This window comes from Corallococcus praedator (assembly GCF_003612125.1).
Taxonomy (GTDB): domain Bacteria; phylum Myxococcota; class Myxococcia; order Myxococcales; family Myxococcaceae; genus Corallococcus; species Corallococcus praedator.
In genome coordinates this window covers 1-22692 of record NZ_RAWI01000082.1, presented here as the reverse complement: position 1 = coordinate 22692, position 22692 = coordinate 1, and the positions used below count along the sequence as shown (strand labels likewise).

Annotated in this window: 19 protein-coding genes and 1 tRNA gene; 11 read left to right on the top strand and 9 right to left on the bottom strand. The window is 69.6% G+C overall.

Translation table 11 applies throughout. From position 1 onward, the window contains the following. Positions 1-55 precede the first annotated feature (55 nt). The 6 genes from D7Y13_RS13590 (at position 56) to D7Y13_RS13565 (ending at position 9862) form a co-directional block, all read left to right on the top strand. On the top strand, positions 56-1999 hold the full coding sequence (locus tag D7Y13_RS13590; protein WP_199732811.1) for an ABC transporter substrate-binding protein: 1944 nt from the start codon (positions 56-58) through the stop codon (positions 1997-1999). Positions 2000-2058: 59 nt separating this feature from the next. Next, positions 2059-2131, top strand: a tRNA-Gly gene (locus tag D7Y13_RS13585). 167 nt (positions 2132-2298) lie between these two features. Beyond that, positions 2299-3429, top strand: a complete 1131-nt coding sequence (locus tag D7Y13_RS13580) for a hypothetical protein (RefSeq protein WP_120584178.1) — start codon at positions 2299-2301, stop codon at positions 3427-3429. Between the two features lie 131 nt (positions 3430-3560). Further along, the gene (locus tag D7Y13_RS13575) at positions 3561-7652 is read left to right on the top strand and encodes an IPT/TIG domain-containing protein (protein ID WP_120584179.1); all 4092 of its coding nucleotides are present in this window, start codon (positions 3561-3563) and stop codon (positions 7650-7652) included. Positions 7653-7724: 72 nt separating this feature from the next. Further along, positions 7725-8411 (top strand): response regulator transcription factor, encoded by a 687-nt coding sequence (locus tag D7Y13_RS13570; protein WP_120584180.1) that lies wholly within the window; start codon positions 7725-7727, stop codon positions 8409-8411. Continuing rightward, the gene (locus D7Y13_RS13565) at positions 8408-9862 is read left to right on the top strand and encodes a sensor histidine kinase (RefSeq protein ID WP_120534008.1); all 1455 of its coding nucleotides are present in this window, start codon (positions 8408-8410) and stop codon (positions 9860-9862) included. Before D7Y13_RS13570 ends, D7Y13_RS13565 begins: the two co-directional genes overlap by 4 nt. Here the strand turns inward: D7Y13_RS13565 and D7Y13_RS45705 are convergent. After that, complete coding sequence (locus tag D7Y13_RS45705; protein ID WP_158620397.1) at positions 9846-10010, bottom strand: hypothetical protein; 165 nt, start codon at positions 10008-10010, stop codon at positions 9846-9848. The genes D7Y13_RS13565 and D7Y13_RS45705 overlap by 17 nt on opposite strands. 58 nt (positions 10011-10068) lie before the next feature. Then, the gene (locus tag D7Y13_RS45700) at positions 10069-10440 is read right to left on the bottom strand and encodes a hypothetical protein (RefSeq protein WP_158620398.1); all 372 of its coding nucleotides are present in this window, start codon (positions 10438-10440) and stop codon (positions 10069-10071) included. 182 nt (positions 10441-10622) lie between these two features. On the opposite strand from D7Y13_RS45700, the gene D7Y13_RS13555 reads away from it, so the two are divergent. Next, entirely contained in the window at positions 10623-11153 is a 531-nt protein-coding gene (locus D7Y13_RS13555) for a hypothetical protein (RefSeq protein WP_233595636.1), read from the top strand. Positions 11154-11198: 45 nt separating this feature from the next. Here D7Y13_RS13555 and D7Y13_RS13550 read toward each other — a convergent pair whose 3' ends face one another. Continuing rightward, entirely contained in the window at positions 11199-12071 is an 873-nt protein-coding gene (locus tag D7Y13_RS13550; protein WP_147444340.1) for a hypothetical protein, read from the bottom strand. A 238-nt stretch (positions 12072-12309) separates the two neighbouring features. Between D7Y13_RS13550 and D7Y13_RS13545 the strand changes: the two genes are divergently transcribed. Then, positions 12310-13368 (top strand): response regulator transcription factor, encoded by a 1059-nt coding sequence (locus D7Y13_RS13545; RefSeq protein ID WP_233595637.1) that lies wholly within the window; start codon positions 12310-12312, stop codon positions 13366-13368. On the opposite strand, the gene D7Y13_RS13540 is transcribed toward D7Y13_RS13545, so the two are convergent. After that, the gene (locus D7Y13_RS13540) at positions 13352-14170 is read right to left on the bottom strand and encodes a GNAT family N-acyltransferase (RefSeq protein WP_120584182.1); all 819 of its coding nucleotides are present in this window, start codon (positions 14168-14170) and stop codon (positions 13352-13354) included. The genes D7Y13_RS13545 and D7Y13_RS13540 overlap by 17 nt on opposite strands. A gap of 169 nt (positions 14171-14339) precedes the next feature. Between D7Y13_RS13540 and D7Y13_RS13535 the strand changes: the two genes are divergently transcribed. After that, a complete protein-coding gene (locus tag D7Y13_RS13535; protein WP_147444341.1) occupies positions 14340-14861 on the top strand; it encodes a hypothetical protein in 522 nt (173 codons plus the stop codon). A 44-nt stretch (positions 14862-14905) separates the two neighbouring features. On the opposite strand, the gene D7Y13_RS45195 is transcribed toward D7Y13_RS13535, so the two are convergent. Then, positions 14906-15127: a hypothetical protein gene (locus tag D7Y13_RS45195; protein ID WP_147446588.1), complete on the bottom strand. Its 222-nt coding sequence runs from the start codon at positions 15125-15127 to the stop codon at positions 14906-14908. A gap of 15 nt (positions 15128-15142) precedes the next feature. After that, the gene (locus D7Y13_RS13530; protein WP_199732812.1) at positions 15143-16369 is read right to left on the bottom strand and encodes an MFS transporter; all 1227 of its coding nucleotides are present in this window, start codon (positions 16367-16369) and stop codon (positions 15143-15145) included. A gap of 504 nt (positions 16370-16873) precedes the next feature. On the opposite strand from D7Y13_RS13530, the gene D7Y13_RS13525 reads away from it, so the two are divergent. Continuing rightward, the gene (locus D7Y13_RS13525; RefSeq protein ID WP_147444342.1) at positions 16874-17695 is read left to right on the top strand and encodes a hypothetical protein; all 822 of its coding nucleotides are present in this window, start codon (positions 16874-16876) and stop codon (positions 17693-17695) included. Between the two features lie 287 nt (positions 17696-17982). Here D7Y13_RS13525 and D7Y13_RS13520 read toward each other — a convergent pair whose 3' ends face one another. Further along, the gene (locus D7Y13_RS13520; protein WP_120584183.1) at positions 17983-19143 is read right to left on the bottom strand and encodes a zinc-dependent metalloprotease; all 1161 of its coding nucleotides are present in this window, start codon (positions 19141-19143) and stop codon (positions 17983-17985) included. Positions 19144-19354: 211 nt separating this feature from the next. Between D7Y13_RS13520 and D7Y13_RS13515 the strand changes: the two genes are divergently transcribed. Continuing rightward, positions 19355-20389, top strand: a complete 1035-nt coding sequence (locus D7Y13_RS13515; protein ID WP_120534016.1) for a PA0069 family radical SAM protein — start codon at positions 19355-19357, stop codon at positions 20387-20389. 7 nt (positions 20390-20396) lie between these two features. Here the strand turns inward: D7Y13_RS13515 and D7Y13_RS13510 are convergent, their stop codons facing one another. Together D7Y13_RS13510 and D7Y13_RS13505 are read right to left on the bottom strand one after the other, a co-directional pair. Then, complete coding sequence (locus tag D7Y13_RS13510) at positions 20397-20645, bottom strand: GlsB/YeaQ/YmgE family stress response membrane protein (RefSeq protein ID WP_120534017.1); 249 nt, start codon at positions 20643-20645, stop codon at positions 20397-20399. Between the two features lie 30 nt (positions 20646-20675). Then, positions 20676-22692: M13 family metallopeptidase (locus D7Y13_RS13505; protein ID WP_147452442.1), on the bottom strand; the 2017-nt coding region annotated here is incomplete at its 5' end.

Genomic DNA, 22692 nt, shown 5'->3' with positions numbered 1-22692 from the left:
GCTTGACACCCGGACACCCCCGGGCCGACAAGGCGATGCGACCGAGGAGGAAGACGTGAATCGACGTTGGGGCTGGGTCTGTGTGCTGGGGCTGGGTCTGGGGGTGGCCGCCTGCAAGAAGGACGTCCCGCAGGAGGTGGACGCGGGCGTGGTGGAGACGGGCCCGGCGGCGCTCACGGAGCAGGAGCCCAACGAGCGTCCCGACCAGTCGCTGGCGCTCACGCGCGACAGCGTGGTGACGGGGGGCCTGGCGGCGGAGCCCAACAAGCTGGACGAGGACTGGTACCGGCTCGCGCCGGGCGCGCCGCGCATCGCGGACGTGACGGTGTCGGGCCTGCCGGGCGGGGACATCAAGCTGGACGTCTACGACCAGGACCGCAACCGGCTGGTGGGCGTCAACAGCGACGGCGAGGGCAAGGGCGAGCGCCTCCCCAACCTCTTCGTGGAGAAGGAGCGCTGGGTGGTGGTGTCGCCCGCGCGAAAGGGGATGGGCGGGGCCTACACCCTGGAAGTGAAGTACCGCGCGCCCAACGACGGCGAGGAGCGCGAGCCCAACGACCGCGCCGTGGACGCCGCGGCCCTGCCGCTGGGGCAGACGGTGACGGCGTTCCTGGGACACTCGGGGGATGAGGACTGGTACCGGGTGGAGCTGCCCGACACCGGCACCCCGGGCGGAGAGGTCCCCGTGCAGGCCCCTGCTCCGGACACGGCGCCGGCGGCCCCGGGTGCACCGGCCCCGACGGGCGCGGCCGTGCCGCCTCCGTCCGTGCCGGACGAGACGCCGGTCATCGACGACAACGCGGCGCCCTCCCCTTCCCCGGAAGGCACGTTCGCGGGCGGTGAGCCTCCCGCCACGCCCCCTGCGACTCCGCCCGCTGGAGAGATCGCCGGGGAAGCCGCGGGTTCGGCGGTGGTGGACGCGGGCATCCCGCTGCCTCCCGAGGTGCCGTCGGTCGCGCTGAAGATTGAACTGTCCGCCGTGGAGGGCGTGCGTCCGGAGATCTCCGTGCTGTCCGCCGCGGAGGCGCCGCTGTTCACGCTGCAGGGCAAGGAGGGCGAGCCGCTGGCGCTGCGCAACATCGGCGTGCGCGCGACGGACCGGGTCGTCTACCTGGTGGTGAAGGGCGGCTGGGTGGGCACCGGCAAGGCGCAGCGGCGCACGTTCAACGCGCAGGTGCCCTACACGCTGACCGTGTCGCAGGAGGAGGCGGGGGCGCACGCGGAGCTGGAGCCCAACGACGAGCTGACCAAGGCCACGCCGCTGACGGGCGCGGGCTACCGCGAGGGCTTCCTGTCGCCCAAGTCGGACGTGGACAACTACGTGCTGACGACGCGCGAGCCGGTGCTGGCCAAGGTGGAGCTGACGGGCGTGGACCGCCTGGACCTCACGCTGTCCATGGTGGAGCCGCCGCAGGGCGACGGGCAGAAGGAGACGGTGCTGCTCAAGGCCAACGACGGCGCGCTCAAGGAGCCGGAGCGGCTGAACAACGTCGCGTGCAACGGCACCTGCTACTTCCGGGTGGAGGGGTCGTTCCGGAAGGTGGGGGCCAAATTCGTGAAGGACTTCGAGAACGCGGAGCAGCCCTACCGCATCACGGTCACGACGGTGCCGGACAACGGCAGCGAGGAGCGCGAGCCGAACAACACCTCCGAGCGCGCGCAGGACCTGGCGCTGGGCAAGGCGGTGCGCGGCACGGTGTACCCGGCGAAGGACGTGGACTACTTCCGGGTGGACCTGTCTGACAGGCCGGTGCGCACGTCGCTCACCGCCACCCTGCTGGGCATCCTCAAGGTGGACGTGGGGCTGTACCTGCACCGCTTGCAGCCGGACGGGAAGCTGACGCTCGTGCAGACGTCCGACCGGGCCAAAGGCGACCAGCCGGAGACCATCCGCTACAGCGCCGAACCGGGCGTCTACCTCTTCGAGGTGCGCGACGCGCGCAACCGCGAGGCCAACTTCCAGGACTCGTACCAGCTGACTGTTGAAGAGGGGGAGTAGCGGCCCACTTCTGATTGACAACCTCGAGGCCCGCCCCTACTTTGGGCCTCGCTTCGCCTGCGGTGGTAGCTCAGTTGGTAGAGCACGAGCTTCCCAAGCTCGGGGTCGAGGGTTCGAATCCCTTCCGCCGCTCACTCATAAAGGCCGGTAGTTCTTGAGGAAACTCGGGACTACCGGCCTTCGTCTTTGCGGGCCTTGGACCGCCTTTCGGCGTCGGACAACTCGCGAAAGGCCAGGATCCGACCTGACATGGGCTCCGCTGCGCTCCGCGCAGCCCCTCCACACTCCAGGAGCCGTCCATGGTCCACATCGCGGGTTTCCCTCGTCGCATCACCCTCTGGGCGGGCCTCGCCCTCGCACTGGGGGGCACCCTCACGGGCTGTGCTCCGCCAGAGCCCGAGGCCTTGTTACCGGGGGAGCCCGAGGCGTCCCTGGACTCACAATCCCAGGCCCTGTCCCATCCCAACGGGAGCAGCCGCACGGTGGTGTCGCGGCGGGTCGTCTACAAGGACGCCTCCGGCAACTACCAGGCGGCACCGGGCTTCGAGCAGTTCCGCGCGGCCGGCGCCTCCGACAGCACGCTCCACGCCATCCGCATCGCCCAGGTGGAGGCCCCGAGCGTGCGCGAGGCCATCGTCTTCATGACGGCCGGGCAGAAGATCTCCAGCAGCGGCCACTCCAGCGGCGTGACGGGCCAGTCCTCCAACTGGGACGCGGCCTGTGACGGTGTCTCCTGCCCCAATGTGCTCCTGGATGGACGCTCCCTGGCCATGAAGCTCCAGGCCCTGGGCTGGTTTCCTCCGGGCAAGACACACCTGTCCGTGGTCAATGACAACAACTTCGACCACCTGTTCGACAGCGACACGAAGCAGCGCATCGTCAACGGATTCGCCCAGTGGCTCCAAGCCCAGGTCCGGCCCGAAACGCGGTCCATCTACCTGGCGGGCAGCTCACGCGGCGGATGTCTGGTGATGCGCATGGCCCAGGCGCTCCGCGCCAACACGGCGCTGGATGGCATCGACATCTATGTGTCGTCGTTCGATGGCGTGTGCAGGAACAGCCAGGGCGAACTGGGCACGTTCGACACCAAGGTGAACAACCCCGTGCGCCCCTGGGGCACGTTCTATGGCGCCTGGGCCACCGACCTGTCCGCCCAGTTCCCCCGCCGCGCTCGGCTGCACCTGTACCAGGTGGTGGGAGGACAGGAGGTGGCGCCGGCCACCGGCATCCGCGCCTTCTCCGCGTACTCCGGCGCCACGCCTCCCTCGACGGGCACGAACCTGGACTGGGGTTGGTACAAGCAGACCTGGGTGAAGTGGCAGCACAAGGAGATTGGCAACCCGTACACCGACCCGAGCACGTCGGATCAGCCGCTCGTCGTCTCGGAGACGATTGACGCGCAGCTCACCTGGCTGGACGGCCTGCTGTAATCGGACTGCCCATTCGGAGTGCCCAGGACTCCCGGCCTTCGTCCACCGGCTCCACACTTCCTCCACAACCTGCCGGCATCTTCTTCCCACCTTGACGAGGCGCTTGGGGCGCCTGGAGGGGGGAGGCAGTCATGTCGGATGTGAATCAGGGGTGGAACCTCGCGGTCGCCTGCGACCCGACGCTGATTTCGACGGGCATCAGCCGCATCTTCGGGAACCAGCCGGACATCACCCAGCGGCTGGACAAGGACACCACGCTGACGCTGCGCCTGTCGGAGACGACGTGCGCGTTCGACCCGGCGGCGGGCACGCTGGTCCTCAACGTGCCCGACACCGTCACCCAGGGTGGCCAGTCCACCGACGGCACCGTCGCCATCGCCGTGACGCTGGCCTGCCTCGGCATGGGCTGCGTCTACCCGGACGGGTACCTGTCCACCACCGGTGCGCCGGGCTGTGGCGCGAGCCCCGGTGGCACCTGGCAGCTCAGCGGCGACTCGCTCACCCTGGAGACGTGGCTGCGGATGAGCACCGGCGGCCCGCAGACCCTCTTGTCCCTCGCCAGCGCGGGCGTGTCGCTGGGCCTGGAGGATGACTGCCTCGTGCTCGCCTGGGGCAGCGGACGCTATGCCTCGGCCAGCCTGAGCAATGCCTCGCTGGATGACGGCCGCTGGCACCATGTGGCCGTGTCCGCGAACAAGGGCACCCTCACCTTCGTCGTCGATGGCCAGCCCAAGGGCACGGCGCCCCTGCCCTCCGGACTGAGGGCCTCCGGCCCGGACCTGATGCTCGGCGCGGGCCTCGACGGGAACCTCGCGCGGATCCGCATCTGGGACGTCGCCCGCGCCACCCCGGACCTCCAGATGGCGATGAACGTCCAGGTCGACCCGAAGAGCGCCGGCCTCGTCGGGGACTGGACCTTCTCCGGTGGCACCGTCACCAACCTCCGCGACAACCACACGGGCAGCCTCCAGGGCGGCGCGGCCACCGTCTCCTCCACCGCGAAGGACGCCCCGCTCGAGGACCAGCAGGCCCAGTCCTACCTCTGGTTCTTCGACCCGGAGCACACGTTCACCGTCTCCGTGACGCCCCCCTCCGACAGCGCGTCGCGAATCGCGGGCGCCGTGCGCGCGTTGCTGATGGGCATGACCGTGGCCGCGAAGCCGCTCTCCACCATGGAGCCCTCCGACTCCATGCCGACGACGGGCGTCTTCACGCTGACCCACAGCCCAGACACGGGCCTCGTGCTGCTGGCCATGGGCCGCAACACCCCGCCGCCCCGGTGGCCCGCACCCAAGACCATCGCGCCCGACGCCAACCTCGCCACCTCCGCGACCCAGAACACGACGCTGTCGCTCGATGACGACTTCCTGCTGAACCTGATGCTCCCCCAGGTCGCCACCACCCTGAACATCCCCGCCTCGGACCTGCGCGTCGCGGGCACCCCACCCGTGCTCTCACTCGTGAAGCCGGTGGACGCGACGACGCTGCAGGGCAAGCACTTCCACCTGACGGCCCTGACGATGTCCCTCACCCCCGCCAAGGGCGTCTCGTTCTCGCTCAGGGGCACCGCGAGTCACATGGTCATCAAGACCTCGGGCATCTACACCCTGACGGTCAAGGACGACAAAGAAGGCAGGCCGGGCCTCTACCACGACATCCTCGACCCGAAGGTGAGCATCACGCCGAACCCGGATGACCCGGCCGTGCAAACCCTCCAGGCGTTGAGCTCTGGCTTCTCGCTCGCGGCCATCCTGGCCGGCATCATCGCCGCCATCTACCTGAGCGTGGCGTCCAAGGCGCAGTCGGCGGCCCTCAAGGCACTCCAGAAGGACGAGGGCTTCCCCAAGGATCCGCCCGACCTCCAGGACTTCACCCTCCAGGGCGTCGCGTTCGTCACGGGGCTGGTGGTGCATGGCCAGTTCACCCCGTCCGGCGGCACCTCGAGCCCCTCCCAGTCCCGGAGCGCCTCGCAGGGCCCGGTCATCACCGGCTTTACGCCCCAGGGCGGCGCCCCCGGCACGCAGGTCACCGTCACGGGCTCGGGCTTCACCGGGGTGCGCGGCGTGAAGTTCGGGGACACCCTGGCGTCGTATGTCCGGTGCTGGAGCGACCAGCAGCTCGTGGCGCGTGTCGCGGACGGCTCCACGAGCGGCCCCCTCCAGGTGATGACGCCCGCGGGCACCGCCACGTCGAGCGCGTCCTTCTCCGTCGTCCCCGCCCCCACCCTCCAGTCCGTCAGCCCGGCGAGCGCGGAGGCCGGCACCACGGTGACGCTGCGCGGGGAGGACCTGGACTCCACCACGGCCGTGTACTTCTCCGAGGACCTGCCCGCGCCCATCGTCGCGAAGTCCCAGGGCCAGCTCACCGCCCGGGTGCCACCGGGCGCCGTCAGCGGCCCCATCACCGTCGTCACGCCGAGCGGCAGGGCCACCGTGGCGGGCTTCACCGCCGTCAGCAGCGCGCCCCCCACGCTCGGCACGTTCGAGCCTCCGTCGGGCCTGGAGGGCACCGAGGTCACCGTCACCGGCTCCGGCTTCACGGGCACCCAGGGGGTCACCTTCAACGGGACGCCGGCGTCCTCCATCACCGTGCTGAGCGACACGCAGCTCGTCGCGGCGGTGGGGCCCAGGACGACGTCCGGCCCCATCGGCATCACCAACACCCGCGGCTCGGGGGCGTCATCCCGGCCGTTCCAGCTCCAGCCCCCGCCCCAGCTCACCCACTTCTCGCCCACGCAGGGCGCGCCGGGCACGACCGTCACGCTTCACGGCACCGGCCTGGGCGGCACCACGGCGGTCCACCTGGGAGCGCCGGGCGTGGAGGTGCCCCTGCTCTCCGTGAGCGACACGCAGCTCACCGTCACCTCGCCGGGTGGCACGGCCAGCGGCCCCATCTGCGCGCAGACGCCCGCCGGCACCGCGCGGACGGAGCAGTCCTTCACCGTGCTGAGCACCGCGGTGCCTGTGATTGCGTCCTTCAGCCCCGCGAACGGCGGCCGAGGCACGGCCGTCACCCTCACCGGCTCCGGCTTCACCGGGACGACGCGCGTGCGCTTCGACGGCGTGGACGCGGCGGGCTTCGAGGTGGACTCCGACACGACGCTCACCGCCTACGTGCCCGCCAAGGCGCAGAGCGGCCTCATCAGCGTCACCAACACGCGGGGGACCCAGAAGACGACCCAGTCCTTCCACTTCGTGGCCCCGCCCGCCCTCAAGACGGTGACGCCCGCGTCCGGCAAGGCGGGCGACGCGGTCACCCTCGGCGGCACGGGCCTGACGGACGCGACGTCCGTGCGCTTCGGCGACCTGTCCACCGCGGAGGCCCCCATCAGCGTGAAGGGAGACTCGCTCGTCGTCACCGTGCCCCCCGGCGCGGTCACCGGGCCGGTCCACGTCACCACGCCCGGAGGCCAGGTCCGGAGCACCGTGACGTTCACCGTGGCGCCGGGCGCGCGGCCCACCGTCACCGGCTTCACGCCCGCCACCGGCGGCGCGGGGACGGAGGTCACCCTCACCGGCTCCGGCTTCACCGCGACGACGGGCGTGCGCATCGGGGATGTCCCGGCGGCCAGGTACGAGGTGCACAGCGACACGCAGCTCGTCGCGGTGGTGGCCAACGACACGATGACGGGGAGCGTGTCCGTCACCAACGGCGCGGGCACGGGCGGGTCGGAGGCCCCCTTCACCGTGCCCGTGAGCGTGACGGGGTTCACGCCCACGAGCGGCCCCGCCGGCACCGAGGTCCGCATCGAGGGCCAGGGCTTCACGAACACGCGGCGCGTGAGCTTCGGGGACTCCGCCATGCCCGCCAGCTTCACCGTGCGGAGCGACACGGGGCTCACGGCCTGGGTGCCCTCGGGCGCGGTGGGCGGGCACGTCCAGGTGGCCACGGAGGACGCCGTCACCACGTCGTCCACGGACTTCCACGTGGAGAGCAGCGCGCCACCGGAGGTCCAGGGCTTCTCGCCCACGGCGGGCCCACCCGGGACGCGGGTGACGGTGGACGGCGCCGGCTTCACCGGGGCGACGGACGTGAGCCTGGGCGGCGTGTCCCTGAAGCACTTCCAGGTCCTGAGCGACGCGCAGCTCACCTTCACGGTGCCCCCGGGCGCGGCGTCCGGGGTCATCCAGGTGACCAACACCCTGCCGACGCCGGGCACGTCGAAGGGGGGCTTCCAGGTCACCTCCGTGACGACGTCCGCCCCGGCGCGGGCCGCGAGCTGAGCACCGGTTGATTCCACCGCGGGGCCCGCTCCATCGTGGGGCCCCGCCGCTTCACACGGGAGGTCGTCCGCCATGGACCCACGCAGTCCCATCCTGGTCGTGGAGGACGACCCGCCCATCGCCGCCGGGCTCGTCCGCGGGCTGAAGCTCGCGGGCTTCCAGGTGTCGCTCGCCACCGACGGCCGGCAGGCGCTGGAGCTGGCGGAGAAGGAGCGCCCCGCCCTGGTGGTGCTGGACCTGAACCTCCCGGGGCCGGATGGCTTCGAGCTGCTCGAGGCCTGGAGACACCGGCTCCGGGTTCCCGTCATCGTCCTCACCGCGCGGCAGGAGCTGGAGGCCCGGCTGCGCTCCTTCGGCCTGGGCGCGGTGGACTACCTGGCCAAGCCATTCTGGCTGGAGGAGCTCATCGTCCGCATCCGGGCAAGGCTCCGCCTTCCGGACGAGGAGGCCCGCCGCGTGCTGCGCTGGGCGGACGTGAGCATCGACCTGGATGCGCGCACCGTGAGCCGGGAGGGTGCCGGCCCCGTCGCCTTCACGCGCAACGAGCTGGACATGCTCCTCTACCTCGCCGAGCGCCCCGGCCGCGCCCTCACGCGGGAGCAGATCGCCGACCAGGCCCTGCCCCCCAACGAGGAGCGGGACGCAAGGACGGTGGACTCGCACGTGGCGCGCATCCGCAAGAAGCTGGGCCCCGCGGGCGCGCACCTGCGGACGGCGTGGGGCATCGGCTACCGGTTCGACCCGGAGCCTGGCCCATGAAGCTCTGGAGCGGACTGGCGTGGCGCACCACCGTCGCGTCGCTGCTGCTGGGGGTGCTGGCGACGCTGGCGGCGTCGTACTTCTCCGTCCGGAAGGTGGTGGCGGAGTCCACGCGGTTCAGCGCGCGCTTCTTCACCGAGGCCATGCTCATGACCCATGGCGAGGCGTGTCGCGCGGCGCCTGGCGGCTGGACGTACACCTCGCCCACGGGACTCACGGTGGTGGCCTTCGACGCGGCCCGGGTGCTGGGCTCGCCCGGAGCCGGGACCTCCGGCGCGGGGCCAGACCCGGCGCTCGTCGCGAGAATGGCCCAGGGAGAGCAGGAGCCCGTCTCCCTCCACTTCCCGCTCTTCGACGGCAGCGCGTGGGGAGGAAAGCTCCTGACGCGGGTGGCGGCCGCGGGACCGTGCAGCCTGCTGGAGTACCGGTGGCCGCGGATGACGAACCGGCTGAGCGAGCTGCGCTGGATGCTGCTCGCGGCGGTGGCCTTCACGGCGCTGGCGTCCGCGCTCTCCATGGCGGCGGTCATCACCCCGCTGCTGCGGCGGCTGCGGCGGCTGCACGGCGCGGCGGGCGGGCTGGGCAGCCCGGGCTATGCGTCCCCGGCCGACACGATCGCGGACGAGCTGGGCGACCTGTCCCGCGGGCTGGATGCCACGCATGCGCGCGTGCTGTCGGACGCGGCGCGCATCGAGGCACAAAAGCACGCGCTGGAGCGCTTCCTGTCCAACGTGGCGCATGACCTGAAGACGCCCATCGCGTCCCTGCAGCTCGCGCTGGAGCTGGCCACGACGGCGCCCTCGCAGGCCCTGCCGGAGCTGCTGGTGCGAGGCATCGAGGACACCGTGTACCTCACGGCGCTGGTGGACAACCTGCGCCTGGCCTGCCAGCTCGGTGAGGACGTGGATCCGCTGGAGGGGGAGCCTCGCGCGGAGCTGGGGATGATCGTGGAGCGCGTGGTGCGGAGGCTGGGGCTGCTGGCCCGCCGCAAGGCGCTGTCCGTGGAGTCCTCGCACCCCGATGCGGAGCTCTGGGTTCGCTGTCACCCGACGATGCTGGAACAGGCGGTGGGCAACCTGGTCCACAACGCCATCACCCATGGCGACCCGGGCGGACACGTGGTGGCGCTGCTGGAGCCGGTGGGGACGGAGCGGTTCCGCCTCACGGTGCTCGATGACGGACCGGGGCTTCCCCCCGAGGGCCTGGGCCGCCTGGGCGAGCGGCTGTTCCGCGCTCCCGAGGCCCGACACCGGGACCCTCGCGGCAGCGGCCTGGGCGTGGCCATCGTTCGCGAGCTGTGCCGGCGGGCCGGGCTGACCCTGACGTTCTCGGCGAACGCGCCTCGGGGGCTCCAGGTCATCATCGAGGGCCCCCGGGCGGCGCCGCCCGCGGAAGCGATGGCTGCGCGCGCCGCGGGGTGCCCACCGCCTCTCCCTAGAACGACTGGATGACCACCTGCCCGCACGCGGTGACATCGGCCACGGTGAAGGCCACGTGCGAGTGGCCGATGACCACTTTGACCTTGGCCTTGCTGACGTGGTGGACCTGGGTGGGGACCTCCAGCGCGGTCGTGTCGAACATCACGGGAAGCTGGACCACTTCATTCCCATACAGGTCGAAGAAGCCCGCGCTGCCCGTGTAGGTCCCGACCCGGATGTCACTCGCCTTGGCGGAGACATGGGATGCGGTAGACGCCCGCGGGAACAGCGGAGTCCGGCACGTTCACATACACGAAGCCGACGTCGACGCCCTGGGCATACCGGGTGGCGGGGACCTCTTCGAGTCCCACTGCGGGCGCGGCCGCGAGGGCGGATGAGCCCGCGGTCGCCGTGGCGATCTCCTCCGTGGAGATGGGCAGCTTCGCGACCTGGGCCGCCTGCGCGAGGTCCACCGGCAGGTCGGTGCAGGTGTCTGTCATCACCGCGCGAGCGGAGGCCGGGCTTCCCCGGGGCTCTCCGGCCCAGGCGAGGCCAGCGAAGAGGATCAGCGACGACACGAGGACAGGACGGTGGATGGCTTTGAGGGTCATGGGCAACTCGGACGTGAGGGCTGTATTCAACGACAAGTCCAGACACATCACCCTGAAGACAGGCCTCCGGCACAGGTGGCCCGATGCCACCCCTCCCAGACGCGACCAGACGGTTTTCCGGCGAGGCGGCGTTTTTGAATCGGTCCGGTGCTGATACGCCTCATGGAGGAGGAAGCACCGCGATGAACGAGCACGACATCCACGAAGCAGGGCCTGCCCTTCGCGCGAAGCTCGAGGAGATCGGAGCGAAGGGCTGGACGGAGTTGGTCGGGATGAAGGTGGCGTGGGGCCGCGGCACGGAGTGGCTGGCCATGGGGGAGACGTTCGTGCCGGCACCGGGAACCATCGAGGGGCTGAATGCGTTCCTGAGAGAGTCGTGGGCGGAGCTGGATTCAGACACCGGCCTCGAGGAACTGATGGAGCTGGTGAACCGGACGACCCAAGCGCGGGTCATTCGCACGAGGAGGGACCTGCGCCACCTCACGGAGGATCAGCCGGGACCGGAAGTGGTCCGCAGCGGCACCATCGGGGAGCGGGGGCTGGCGCGCTGGGAGGCGCCGCGGTGGGATGCGCGGGGGCTGGTGTTCTACGCCAACCTGCGACGGCAAGACGGCGCGGATTTCGTCTGCCTGAGGGTGAACCTGATCACGAGGACGATCTCGGTCGAGGTCGTCGATGGGGGATGGTTCGAGATCGCGGCGTTCCTGGGGTGAAGCACGGGCCGGGAGCGATTGCGCTCGAAGGTCATCCCGCGGTCCTCAGAACACGCCGTTCAGCTGCAAGCCGCCTCCGTCCGGGCCCACGGTGGGGGACAGGCTCGCCTGGATGAAGCCCGGGAGCCTTCGCGTCCGAGGCGTGCGGGCGGGGTCCTCCGACAGTCCCAGCTCCCCCTGGAGCCGCAGGTTGTAGCCATCCGCCAGCTCGCGCGCCTGGTAGGGCTCGATGGGATGCGGGTTGAGCAACACGCCATAGGCGATGACGCCCACGCCCACCAACCCGACGCCCATGCCGACCAGGCTCAGCGTGAGCCGCTGGTCGCCGCGATCCAGGTTGCCCCGGACGCAGGCGCTGAAGCCGGGCCGGGCGATGTCGCAGTCCTCGTCCTTGGGCCCCAGCACCCCGAGGATCAAGCCCATTCCCGCCACCATCGTCACTCCGCCCGCGACCCCGATGACGGTCTTCTTGCGCATGTTGGACTGGTACGCCTCCACCAGGTCCGCCCTGCCCAGCTTCTCGTAGAACCCCACGCCCTCCAGCGGCCTCCTGTGCTTCCCCTCGTAGGGGATGCTCCAACGGCCGAGTGTCTTCGGAGGACTCATCGACAGGCCGCCATTGCCTGCCATCCAGGGGCCCACCGCCGTCGCGACGTAGTCGTCGAAGCCGATGTGCCGCAGTTCGTATTGTTCCTTCGCCTCCACGAACGAGAGCACCGGGCGCTCCGGAGCCGGCGGCGTCACGGCCTCCGTGGGCGGCGTGTCGGCGCGTGGGGCCTCCGCGGCCGTGTCCGCCGGCCGGGGCTCCTCGACGGCGGGGATATCGCTGGCGGCGCCGGAGAGGGGCTCCTCGGCGACAGGAGTCGCGAGCGAAACCGTGGGCATCAGGGCGACAGACAGCAACAGTGTGCGAATCATTGGCGCCGCGTCATATCGAGTGCCCTGCTCCCTGACAAACGCCCCCCTGCCCCCTTTCGCCGCTCGACCCGGGCACCTGCTGACGCAAACCGCCCTCCCCTGTCAATCCCCCGCAAGAGTGCGGGACGGGGTTTCAGTCCGTGCCTATGGATGAGAGGTCGCCACGTGCAAGACTGTGGCGCGGCCAACCACGGGAGGGCGGATGTCCGGTTCAATGAATCTCACGACCCATGAGCTCATGCTCAGGGACAGGGTCATCTCGGCGCTCAACAGCTCCCTGTCCTTCCCCCAGGTCCTCGAAGCCACGCGAGCGCCCCTCCTCGAACTGGCGCCGTCCGACTCCGTGGCCTTGTGCCTCATGCGGACCACGCCTGTCCTCGACTTCAAATGGCTGGTCCCGGGCCACCCCATCCCCCTGCTCGAACACTATGCCAGCGTGTCCGACCATGACTTCGTCCGGGCCCCCATCTTCGCCCGGCCCAACGAGGTCATCCTCGATGAGGAGATGCTCCCCCGCCGGGAGTATGAACACAGCCTGCTCTACCAACGCAGCCGGGAGCTGGGGCTGGGCCTGGAGCACGTCATGGCCGTCCTCCTCCCCATCCGCCCCGACTTCCTCGGCGCCCTCGCGCTCTACCGGACGCAGCGACGCTCCTACTCCCCCCAGTGCGCCGCCGTCCTCTCCAGCCTCACTCCGCACCTGGTGAACGCGGTGCGCAACTGCAGTGACGTCCAGGCCCTGAACACCGGCGCCCTCCTCCTCGAAGAGCTCCACGACCGCACCGACACCGCGTATCTCATCGTGGAGCCCTCCTCTCGCAAGGTGAGGCGCTCCAAGCACGCTGACGTCCTCCTGGAGCGGTGGTTCGCGCCCTCTGATTTCCATTCCTCTGGACTCCCCCTCCCTCTCAAGGAGCGGTTGGATGCCCTGATGGGCATGGACGCGGATTCGCGGCTCGAGAAGAACGTCTGGGTCTCCCTCCAGGCGGACGGCTACCGCACGGTCCGGTTCATCGAGCTGCCTGCCAGCGACGGCCCGCGGAAATGGGCCCTCCTGATGAACGAGATCCCCATGTCCATCCCGCTCCCCGTGGACATGAGGAGCAAGCTCACCCTTCGCGAGGCCGAGACCGCGAAGTACCTGCTCCGCAACTGGACCCACGAGCAGATCGCCGGTGAGCTCGGCATCAAGGTCCATACCGTGGATACCCACGTGCGAAACATCCGCGACAAGCTGGGCATCGACAACCGCGCGGAGCTCCTCTACCAGGCCGCCCGCCTCAACAAGCCCGTCTGAGGGAACAGGTCGCGCCGTTCTCCAGCGCGAGGAAGCGCGCGACGGAGTCCGCCGGAACCTCATCGAGCGTGATGATGAGCGGCAGCGTGAACCACTGGAAGTACGTGTCGAAGAGCGGCTCCGCGATGAAGCGCGCCCCCAGCGACCTGGCGAAGAGCGAGGGCGCCCTGGGCAGCCGCAGCCCGTCCAACGTCCCCTGCTCCGCCTTGGCCCGCTCCTCCGGCGTGTAGAAGGGACTGCGGGGCTGCGCCGGGGCCTGCCACGGGTCGGGCACCTCCACCCGCCAGCGCGGACTCAGCCATCCCCGGGAGGCCGCCACCTGCCACGACAGCAGCGCGTCCTCGCGCGAGTCCGTGTCCAGGTTCGCGGACGCGATCCAATGCGTCACCCCGCGCCGCCGGCTCTCCACGTACATGCCCGCCTGCAGCCACGTGACGGCCTCGGAGCGCCGCCACGGCTCCAGCACGCAGAAGCGCGAGGGCTCCGCGATCACCATCTCCGGCCGGATCACCCCGGAGAGGTCCACCCGCTGCTCCATGTCGATGCCCACCGTCCCGCCCACGCTGGCCGCCATCTCCGGGTTGGGCAGCAACAGCCGCACCGTCGCCACGGGCTCGGTGCCGGCATAGACGACCACGTGCACCGTGGTGTCGAGCGTGTCGAGGCACGTCACCTCGCGCCGTGACGCCGACGGCTGCCCGGACAACAATCCCAGCTCTCCGCCGAAGACAGCCCAGCGGATGCGAGCCGCGTCATCGATCTCCCGCTGCGTGGTGGCAACACGCCAATGCATGCATGTCATGGGTCATCTCCCGGTAGCGAAGCGAGGCCGGCGTCGCGCCGCCCGCACACGTTCATTCGCCGCGGAGGACCCGAGTTCGAGCACGGCCTGCGTTTCCCGGCCCTCCGGTCCCCGGCGCACTCCAGGGACCGAGCACGGACAGTGTCTGGAGTGGAGCCATGGCGCTGTGATGGCCCCCACGTATCCTGGAATGATGAACGCGCTCGCCCTGCTCACCCTGATCGTCCCGGCCACGCCGGAGGATGGCTCCCCGCAGCCCTGGTTCACGGTGGGACCGCTGCTGAGTGTGAGCCGCCGCCAGGAGGACACCGCCTGGGGCGTGGGACTGGAGTCCACGCTCAACGTGGCGATGCACAACAACAGCTCGCAGTCCTTCAAGTCAGGCGCGGTTGGCGTCTTCGGACAGGCACAGTGGATGGACGGCGACCACGTGCGGTTGTGTGGCGGAGTCCAGGGCACCTTCCTGTTCCTCGGCCTGGAGGCGGGCGTGGCCCATGAGACAGGGACGGCGGTCCATCAGGCCACGACGTCACTCCACCTGGCGCCCTTCCTCGGCTTCATCTATGGCTCCGTGGGCGTCCGCTTCAGCGTCCCGTTCGAGGACGGGGGGCAGCGGATGGGCCGCATCCCGTATGGCCGGGAGGTCGGCCTCACGTTGACCCTCAAGAAGCCCTTCTCTCCCATGCTCTGACGCCCCAACGGCGTCTCCATGCCAGCAGGACGACCGCCTCTGTTTCAAATACAGGGAGCGGGCGGTTTCATGAAATCAACGTGATCGACCTGGTGGCTGGAGCTTGAGAATCTGCTGTTGCCGCCGCCCATATCCTCATCGAACCCGACGGCGCCCGTGCGTTCGTGTCCTGCACGCCGGCCCATCACAAAGGCCTGACGGAATGGATTGGGCGATACGGAAGTGAGCCCGTCGAGACGGATGGAGGGCCGCTGACGGGGCGCCATGCGCCCCTCCTCCACTCACGCCTGCGGTGCTTCCGCCGGCTTCCCCTGGGGGTCCGCGGACGCAACCAGCCAGATGGCGAAGCCTCCCAGCGCCAGAGCGCAGCCCACCCATCCCGTGGACGGCCAGCCCAGTCCGGCCGCCACGGCCATGCCTCCGAGCCACGGCCCCACCGCGTTGGCGACGTTGAAGGCGCTGTGGTTCAGCGCGGCGGCCAGCGTCTGCGCTTCACCCGCCACGTCCATCAGCCGCGTCTGCAACACCGAGCTGAGTCCGCCTCCGCAGCCCACCAGGAAGACCACGGGCGTGATGGACCACAGGTGCGCGGTCGCCATCGGGTACAGCGCGAGCGAGGCCGCGCTCCACAGCAGCAGGCCGCCCGCCGCGCGCATCTGGAAGCGATCCGCGGCCCAGCCCCCGAACAGGTTGCCCACGGTCAGCCCCACGCCAAAGACACCCAGCACCGCGGGGATGACTTCCGCGCTGACGCCCGTCACGGCGAGCAGCGTGGAGGCCAGATAGGCATAGACCGCGAACATGCCTCCGAATCCAACCGCCCCGATGCCCAGCGTGAGCCACACCTGACGACGCTTGAGGGCGCCCAGCTCGCGCAGGGGGCTGGCTTCCGGATGGGGCGGATCCTTCGGAGCCAGGGCGAAGACCAGGACCATGGTCAGCACCGCCAGCACCGCGACGGTGGCGAAGGTCCAACGCCAGCCGAGCAACAAACTGAGCGTGTTGGCGAACGGAACTCCCATCACCGTGGCGATGGTCAAACCCAGCAACACGCGCGAGACGGCCTGGCTGCGACGCGCTCGCGGCACCACGGAGGCCGCGACCAGCGCCGCGACCCCGAAGTAGGCGCCGTGCGGCACCCCGCTCAGGAAGCGGAAGGCGAGCATCCAGCCATAGGTCGGCGCCAGCGCGCTGAGCCCGTTGGCGACGGCGAACAGGGCCATCAAGGCAATCAGCAGGATGCGCCGGGACATCCGCGCGCCCAGCACCGCCAGCACCGGCGCTCCGATGACGACGCCCAGGGCATAGGCGCTGATGACATGTCCGGCGGTCGGCTCGTCGATGTGCAGCCCCGCCGCGAAGGCGGGCAGGATGCCCATGGACGCGAACTCGGTCGTCCCGATGGCGAAGCCGCCCATCGCCAGCGCGAACAGGGTGAGGCCCGCATGCGGAGCACGCGTCGTCCCAGGAAGTGCAGCGTCATCAATGCGAATGTCGTGTCCGGCCACGCGGTCTCTTTCGACGGGCTGCTGTTGCCCAGCGACCGACCCTATCCCGTTCGTCCCCTGGGCCCAGGAGCAAAGCGGCGGCCGGGCGGCCTTGCGCCGAAGCGCACAGCCTCCCCGGCGTCTTTCCAGTCAGGTCGTTGAGAACGGCACTCGCGGTCCCCGGCGGGAGATCAGCGACCAGCCCCACACTGACGTCGCAGCAATAGAAGTGGGTGATGCCCACCGCGATGAACCACGCGTTGAGCCGTGGGTAGGCGTCCCGGATCAAGGTCCCCCAGCCCTTCCACATGGAGACCGTCAACGCCAACACGTAAAGGACCGACGCTGGCGTGGCCACCTGGATTGCCAGCCAGGTCGCCGCCCACCCGTAAGCATGCGTGGAGGAAGGGGGCCGAGAGGTTCAGCGCGCACCGTGATGGGAACCCTGCCATGGGAGGTTCTGCGCCGTCTCAATGGGTCGGTCACCTCCGCGTCGGCTTGACTTCGCAGCAGGCGTGCATTTCGGTGCGCGCCATGATCCCTTCATCCCCAACGCCCGGCTGGCCCGCCTGGGCCGAGAGCCTCCCACCCGAGGAAGGCGAGCAGGTGCTTGCGACCGGGGGCCCGTGGTTCATGGCGTATTTCGCCACGGTCATGTTGTCCTTGGTGCTGCTGCCGACCGTGGTGGTTCCACTGTTGGCGGTCTGGTTCATCTGGGGACGGTCCGGAAAGTTCCTGCTCACGAGCCACCGCCTCATCTGGAAGCCGAATCTGGGCAAGACGGTCATCGTTCCCCGCGAGGCGCTGCGGACGTTGGAGATCAGCATCGGGACGCGATTCAGGAGCGTGCGTCTGCGGGGCGCGCAGAAGATTTCGATGCCACTGCTGTGGAAGTACAAGCAGCTCTGGGGTGGACTGGTCCTGCTCCAGCACTGGACACCGCCTGCCGCGACGACTTCAACCGCGGCCTTCCAGGTAGGCTCGGCGTGGCTCGTGTCCGGCCTCCATGTGCAGCCCGGCGCGGTGGTGATTCAGCCGAACGCCGTTCGTTTCTTCCCGGCAGAGTCCTCCGCGAACGTTGCGTCGGAGACGGGCGCCGCGCTGGCCGGGCTGGCGTTGGGCGTCATGCACCGGACCCACCGGGCCCACTTTCCGGTGGAAGCCGCGCTGATGCTCGTTGCCAGGGCGAAGGCTGTCGAGCCCGAGCTCGACACGTTGAGCCACATCCTGCGGGGCGAGACCTGGCAGGGGCCACCCACCGCACAAAAGCCCGCGGGAGCCGGACGCACGCGGATGACCTACCAGCAGGGCAGTCGCAAGTTGACGTTCATGATGCCTGCGACATGAAACACATGCCTCAGGACCCCCGGCCACGGGTGTCGTCCGGGCGAAGGCGGCTCAAGAACAAGACCGTGCGACCGTCTTCGAGCACCCGCCAGGAGACCGTGCGATAGGCCCCGCACGTCCCATCATTCGATGCGAAGGTTCGGGCCGTCTCTCCTGTCCCCAGCGTGCGGACGCGTCCGCCCAGGGCATAGGGCGTGGTGAGGCCCACCGTTCGCTGCCTCACTGCCCCCTCAGGCGAGCCCCCCGTGAACGCTTACAATCCCTCAAGCCCCCGCCGAGCTACACGTTCATCGCTGGGACCAATTCTGGGCGTTTGAACCGTTGCACGACCAGATCTGGATCCGGGTGCCCTGGGTCGTGTCGGCATTGAAGACGTCCAGGCAGAGGTTGGCCCCCAGAGCGCTCTGCAGCGTGGCGCCGACCTTCGTCCATCGCTGGGCGGGCGTACCATTGCATTCCCAGACCTGGACACGGGTGCCTGGAGTCGGATCGCCGCCGGAGACGTCCATGCAGAGATTGGGCGCCAGGCTGCTTCGCAGTTCCCCTTGAGCGGTCAGGGTCCACTGCTGCGCGGCGGTGCCGTTGCACTCCCAGAGCTGGAGGGGCGTTCCTTGAGCGGCGCTGCCTCCAGTCACATCCGCGCAGCGATTCGAGGCCAGGCCGCTGACCAGGGCGGGGGCGGAGGAGGGCGTGTACAGCGCGGCCAGCGCGGTGAGGTCGCTGGAGGTGAACTCGCCCGACTCGACCGAGCGGAAGCAGGAGTTCATCAGCGAGCCACCGACGTTCGCCGTGGTCGGCGTACCCGGAATGTGGATCGCGCCGACGCCGGCCTGTCCCTCGTCGCCGCCGGAGCCACAGCTGATGGCGCGGTTGTAATAGTCCGAGTGGCGGAATCCGACGGTATGGCCAATCTCATGCGTGATGACATGCTCGATGACGTCAACGCCGTACTGGCTGAGCTGGCCACCGATGTTGATCTGCCCATACGGATTGCCGTTCGCCGGGAACCCGGCCGAGCCACCGTTCAGGTTCGGGTCGATGACCGCATTGATGGTGAAGCTGCAGCCGGTGCTCGGCGCGCGCGCCATCGCGAAGGTGAGCGGCAGCTCGTCGAAGTTCTGGATGGCCAGGTCCAGCGCCGTGCTGAACACGCCGGTGAACGCCGGGCCGTTGATGCAGATCTTCGTCAAGGAGGGGCTGACGAGGTTGGTCGTGCGGTACTGCTCCTCGGTGGTCGCACCGTCCGCGAGCATCTCGCGCGAGGCGGCCAGGGACACCTCGGCGTCCCGCCCGACGTAGACCTTCCCGTCCACGACCATGATGTCGTCGGACGGGAACCCGGCATTGACCAGATTGCCAACGATCTCCTGCGTGTCATCGGGGGGCTCGCCACATCCGAAACCCAGTGCAATGCATCCGGCCGCAAGTACAACGCTCCTTGAAAACATGGATGCTCCCTGTGATGGACCTGCATTCGTGGACGAATGGCAGACCACTACCAGTAAATACCGTCAAACAAGAAAGACTGGATCATGCAAGCACTTGGACCCAATCAGGCAGTGTTCGCGAGCTGACTTTCATTGGGCGCCAGCGGAAGTGAGGCCCTCCAGGCTCAACGGCGGCCTTGACTGAACGCACATTCAGTCGCAGCGTGGGCGGGTGAAGCCACGTCCCGTCGACAATCCGCCCAACCCCTGGGCGAGCACCGCGGTGGAGTACCTGGACGAAATCCCCCCTGCGCGGCTGGAGGTCTACGAGGACCACAGCCGCTCGGTGGTGTCGAAGAACGACAGCCCCGACGTGTGCTTCTCCTGGAGCGTCAACCCGTACCGGGGCTGCCTCCACGCGTGCGCCTACTGCTACGCGCGGCCCACGCACCAGTACCTGGACTTCGGCGCCGGCACCGACTTCGAGACGCGCCTCGTCGTCAAACCCCAGGCCCCGGAGCTGCTGCGCGAAGCCTTCGAGCGCCCGTCCTGGAAGGGCGAAACCGTCGTCTTCAGCGGCATCACCGACTGCTACCAGCCCCTGGAGGCCTCGCTGCGTCTCACCCGCCGGTGCCTGGAGGTCTGCGCCGAGTACCGCAACCCCGTGGGCATCATCACCAAGGGCGTGCTGATTGAACGCGACCTGGACGTGCTCCAGCGACTGGCCGGTGAGACCAAGCTCACCGTGAGCATCAGCCTGCCCTTCCACAACGAGGAGCTGGCGCGCGCCATGGAGCCCCTCGTCGCCACCCCGAAGCGGCGGCTGGGCACCGTCCGCAAGCTCGCGGAGGCCGGCATCGACGTGGCCGTGTCCGTGTCCCCCATCATCCCCGGACTCAACGACGAGGACATCGCGCGGGTGCTCGCCTCCGCGCGCGAGGCCGGCGCCACGCGGGCGCACTACACGCTGCTGCGGCTGCCCGGCCCCGTGCAGGCCGTGTTCGAGGAGCGCCTGCGCGCGAAGCTGCCCCTGCGCGCGGACCGGGTGCTGCACCGCATCCGCGAGACGCGCGGCGGGGAGCTCACCGACAGCCGCTTCAAGCACCGCATGCGCGGCGAGGGCCTGTACGCGCAGACCATCCACCAGCTCTTCGCGACGTCGGCGCGCAAGGTGGGCATGAGGGCCTCCTCCGTCACGGAAAACGCGCCGGACACCTTCCGGCGTCCGACGCGTCCGTCCACCTCCCCGCAGCTGTCGCTCTTCTAGGCGCGGGCTATTTGCGGATGAGTTGCAGGATGGACAGCAGGATGACGGCGCCCACGGTGGCCACCAGCAGCGAGTACAGGTTGAAGCCCGTCACGCCGCTGCCTCCGAAGAAGCTGAACACCCAGCCGCCCAGCATCGCACCCACGATGCCGGCGACGATGTTGGCGAACATCCCCATCCGGGCATTGGTGCCCTTGATGATGCTGGCCAGCCAACCCGCGATACCACCCAACACCAGCCACGAGCAGATTCCCATGCCGTCCTCCCGGTAACAGGGCCGAAGCCCTTACCAGACCTCACAACGGTTCGCAGCGGGGGCGACCATCTTCGTCCCCGCCTGACAGGAGAACGCCTGCTGGAACTGCGGCAGGTTCGTCACCGGTCCGTTGACGCGCAGGAACGCGGGCGAGTGTGAGTCCGTCATCGCCCGCTGCCTCGCAGCCTCATTACGAATCTTCGAGCACCACGATTGCGCGTGCGCGAGGAAGAACTGCTGCCCGGGCGTGAAGCGGTACGACGCCGCCTTCGCCGCCTGGTCCGGGTGCTTCGCCAGGTAGGCCTCCATCGCCGCGTACGCCAGCTTGAGGCCGCCCAGGTCCGCCACGTTCTCCCCCAGGGTGAGTTTTCCGTTCACCTTCACCTCGTCCACCGCCGTGTAGCCGTCGTACTGATTGCGCACGCACGCCACGCGCTCGCGGAAGGCCTTGTCGGACGCCGGGGTCCACCACGTGCGCAGGTTGCCGTCCGCGTCGAACTGGCGGCCCTCGTCGTCGAAGCCGTGGGTGATTTCGTGGCCCACCACCATGCCCATGGCCCCGAAGTTCACCGGCGCGACCGCGTCCCGGTTGAAGAACGGCGGCTGGAGGATGCCCGCGGGGAACACAATCTCGTTGGTGGCCGCGTTGTAGTAGGCGTTCACCGTGGGCGGCGACATGAACCACTCGGTGGGGTCCACCGGCTGGCCCACCTTGCGCAACTGCCGCGCCTGCTCGAACGCGCTCGCCGCCAGGGTGCTGTCCAGGAACGCGTCGCGCTTGATCTCCAGGCCGTCATAGCGGCGCCACTGGTCCGGGTAGCCGATCTTGTTGGTGATCTTCCGCACCTTGGCCAGGGCCTGCGCCTTGGTCTCCGCGTCCATCCACTTCAGCGTGTCCAGGTTGCGCTCGAAGGACTGCTCGATCTGCTGGACCATGTCCAGGGTGGTGGCCTTGCCCTCCGCGCCGAAGGTGCTCGCGATGAAGGGCCGGGCCAGCGCGTGCGGCAGCGCTTCGTCGGTGGCCTCCACGCACTTCTTCCAGCGCGCCAGGTCCGCCTTCGCGCCGGTGAGCACCGTGGACTCGAAGCGGAAGAACTCGTCGCGCACCGCCTTGGGCAGCGCCAGCTCCACGCTCCTCACCAGGTGGTAGGACAGGTACGGGCCCATGTCGGAAGGCCGCTGCTGGCGCACCAGCGCGGACACCTCCGAGAAGTACTTCGGCTGCGTCACGTTGAGCGCTTCGCCCGCGGGCAGCCCCACCTGCGCGAAGTACGTGTCCCACTGGAACGCGGGCGCCAGCTGCTTCAGGCCCTGGCGCTCCAGCCGGTGGTACACCTTCTCCGGCTCCCGGCGCTCCTCCTTGGGCAGCGACGCCGTGGCGAGCCGCGTCTCGATGGCGAGGATGCCCGTGGCCTTGCGGCTGGCCACGAAGGGCGCGTCCCCCAACAGCTCGAAGACCTTCTGCACGTGCGCCTGATAGGCGGCGCGGGCCTCGCGCATCTTCACGTCGGGCTTCAGGTAGTAGTCCCGGTCCGGCAGGCCCAGGCCGCCCGAGTCCACCACCGCGATGACCTGCGTGGAGTCCTTCTGGTCCTGATCCGACCCCACCCGGAACAGCGCGTTCACGTCGCGCGCGTGCAGCCACGCCACCGCCGACGCCACGTCCCGCGGGCTCTTCAGCGTGGAGAGCCTCGTCAGGTGCGTGCGCAGGGCGGGCAGCGACTTCTCCAGCTGCGCCTCGTCCATGCAGGCGCCGTAGTACGCGCCCAGCAGCTTGTCGTCCGGCGAAGCGTCGCCCTTGCCCTCCGCGGCGCGGGTGAGGATGTCGCGCAGCACCGTCTGGTTGCGCTCGGCCACGGTCTCGAAGCCCCGGCTCCAGCGCGCGCGCTCGGCGGGGATCTCCGTGGTCTTCAGCCAGCCGCCACAGGCGTAGGCGTAGAAGTCGTCACAGGGGTTCGCCGACGGATCCATCACCGCGGCGTCCAGGCCGGGCGGCATCTGACGCTCGGCGGGGGGAATGGAGGCGGCGGGGGCCGCGCTCGGGGAA

Excerpts from the sequence above, each read along its gene's own strand:
- D7Y13_RS45700 (WP_158620398.1), bottom strand. The coding sequence starts at position 10,440 with ATGACCCTCAAAGCCATCCACCGTCCTGTCCTCGTGTCGTCGCTGATC.
- D7Y13_RS13535 (WP_147444341.1), top strand. The coding sequence starts at position 14,340 with ATGGCCCCCACGTATCCTGGAATGATGAACGCGCTCGCCCTGCTCACC.
- D7Y13_RS13575 (WP_120584179.1), top strand. The coding sequence starts at position 3,561 with ATGTCGGATGTGAATCAGGGGTGGAACCTCGCGGTCGCCTGCGACCCG.
- D7Y13_RS45195 (WP_147446588.1), bottom strand. The coding sequence starts at position 15,127 with ATGGCGCCCCGTCAGCGGCCCTCCATCCGTCTCGACGGGCTCACTTCC.
- D7Y13_RS13510 (WP_120534017.1), bottom strand. The coding sequence starts at position 20,645 with ATGGGAATCTGCTCGTGGCTGGTGTTGGGTGGTATCGCGGGTTGGCTG.
- D7Y13_RS13580 (WP_120584178.1), top strand. The coding sequence starts at position 2,299 with ATGGTCCACATCGCGGGTTTCCCTCGTCGCATCACCCTCTGGGCGGGC.
- D7Y13_RS13540 (WP_120584182.1), bottom strand. The coding sequence starts at position 14,170 with ATGACATGCATGCATTGGCGTGTTGCCACCACGCAGCGGGAGATCGAT.
- D7Y13_RS13565 (WP_120534008.1), top strand. The coding sequence starts at position 8,408 with ATGAAGCTCTGGAGCGGACTGGCGTGGCGCACCACCGTCGCGTCGCTG.
- D7Y13_RS13520 (WP_120584183.1), bottom strand. The coding sequence starts at position 19,143 with ATGTTTTCAAGGAGCGTTGTACTTGCGGCCGGATGCATTGCACTGGGT.
- D7Y13_RS13550 (WP_147444340.1), bottom strand. The coding sequence starts at position 12,071 with ATGATTCGCACACTGTTGCTGTCTGTCGCCCTGATGCCCACGGTTTCG.
- D7Y13_RS13555 (WP_233595636.1), top strand. The coding sequence starts at position 10,623 with ATGAACGAGCACGACATCCACGAAGCAGGGCCTGCCCTTCGCGCGAAG.
- D7Y13_RS13545 (WP_233595637.1), top strand. The coding sequence starts at position 12,310 with ATGCTCAGGGACAGGGTCATCTCGGCGCTCAACAGCTCCCTGTCCTTC.
- D7Y13_RS13570 (WP_120584180.1), top strand. The coding sequence starts at position 7,725 with ATGGACCCACGCAGTCCCATCCTGGTCGTGGAGGACGACCCGCCCATC.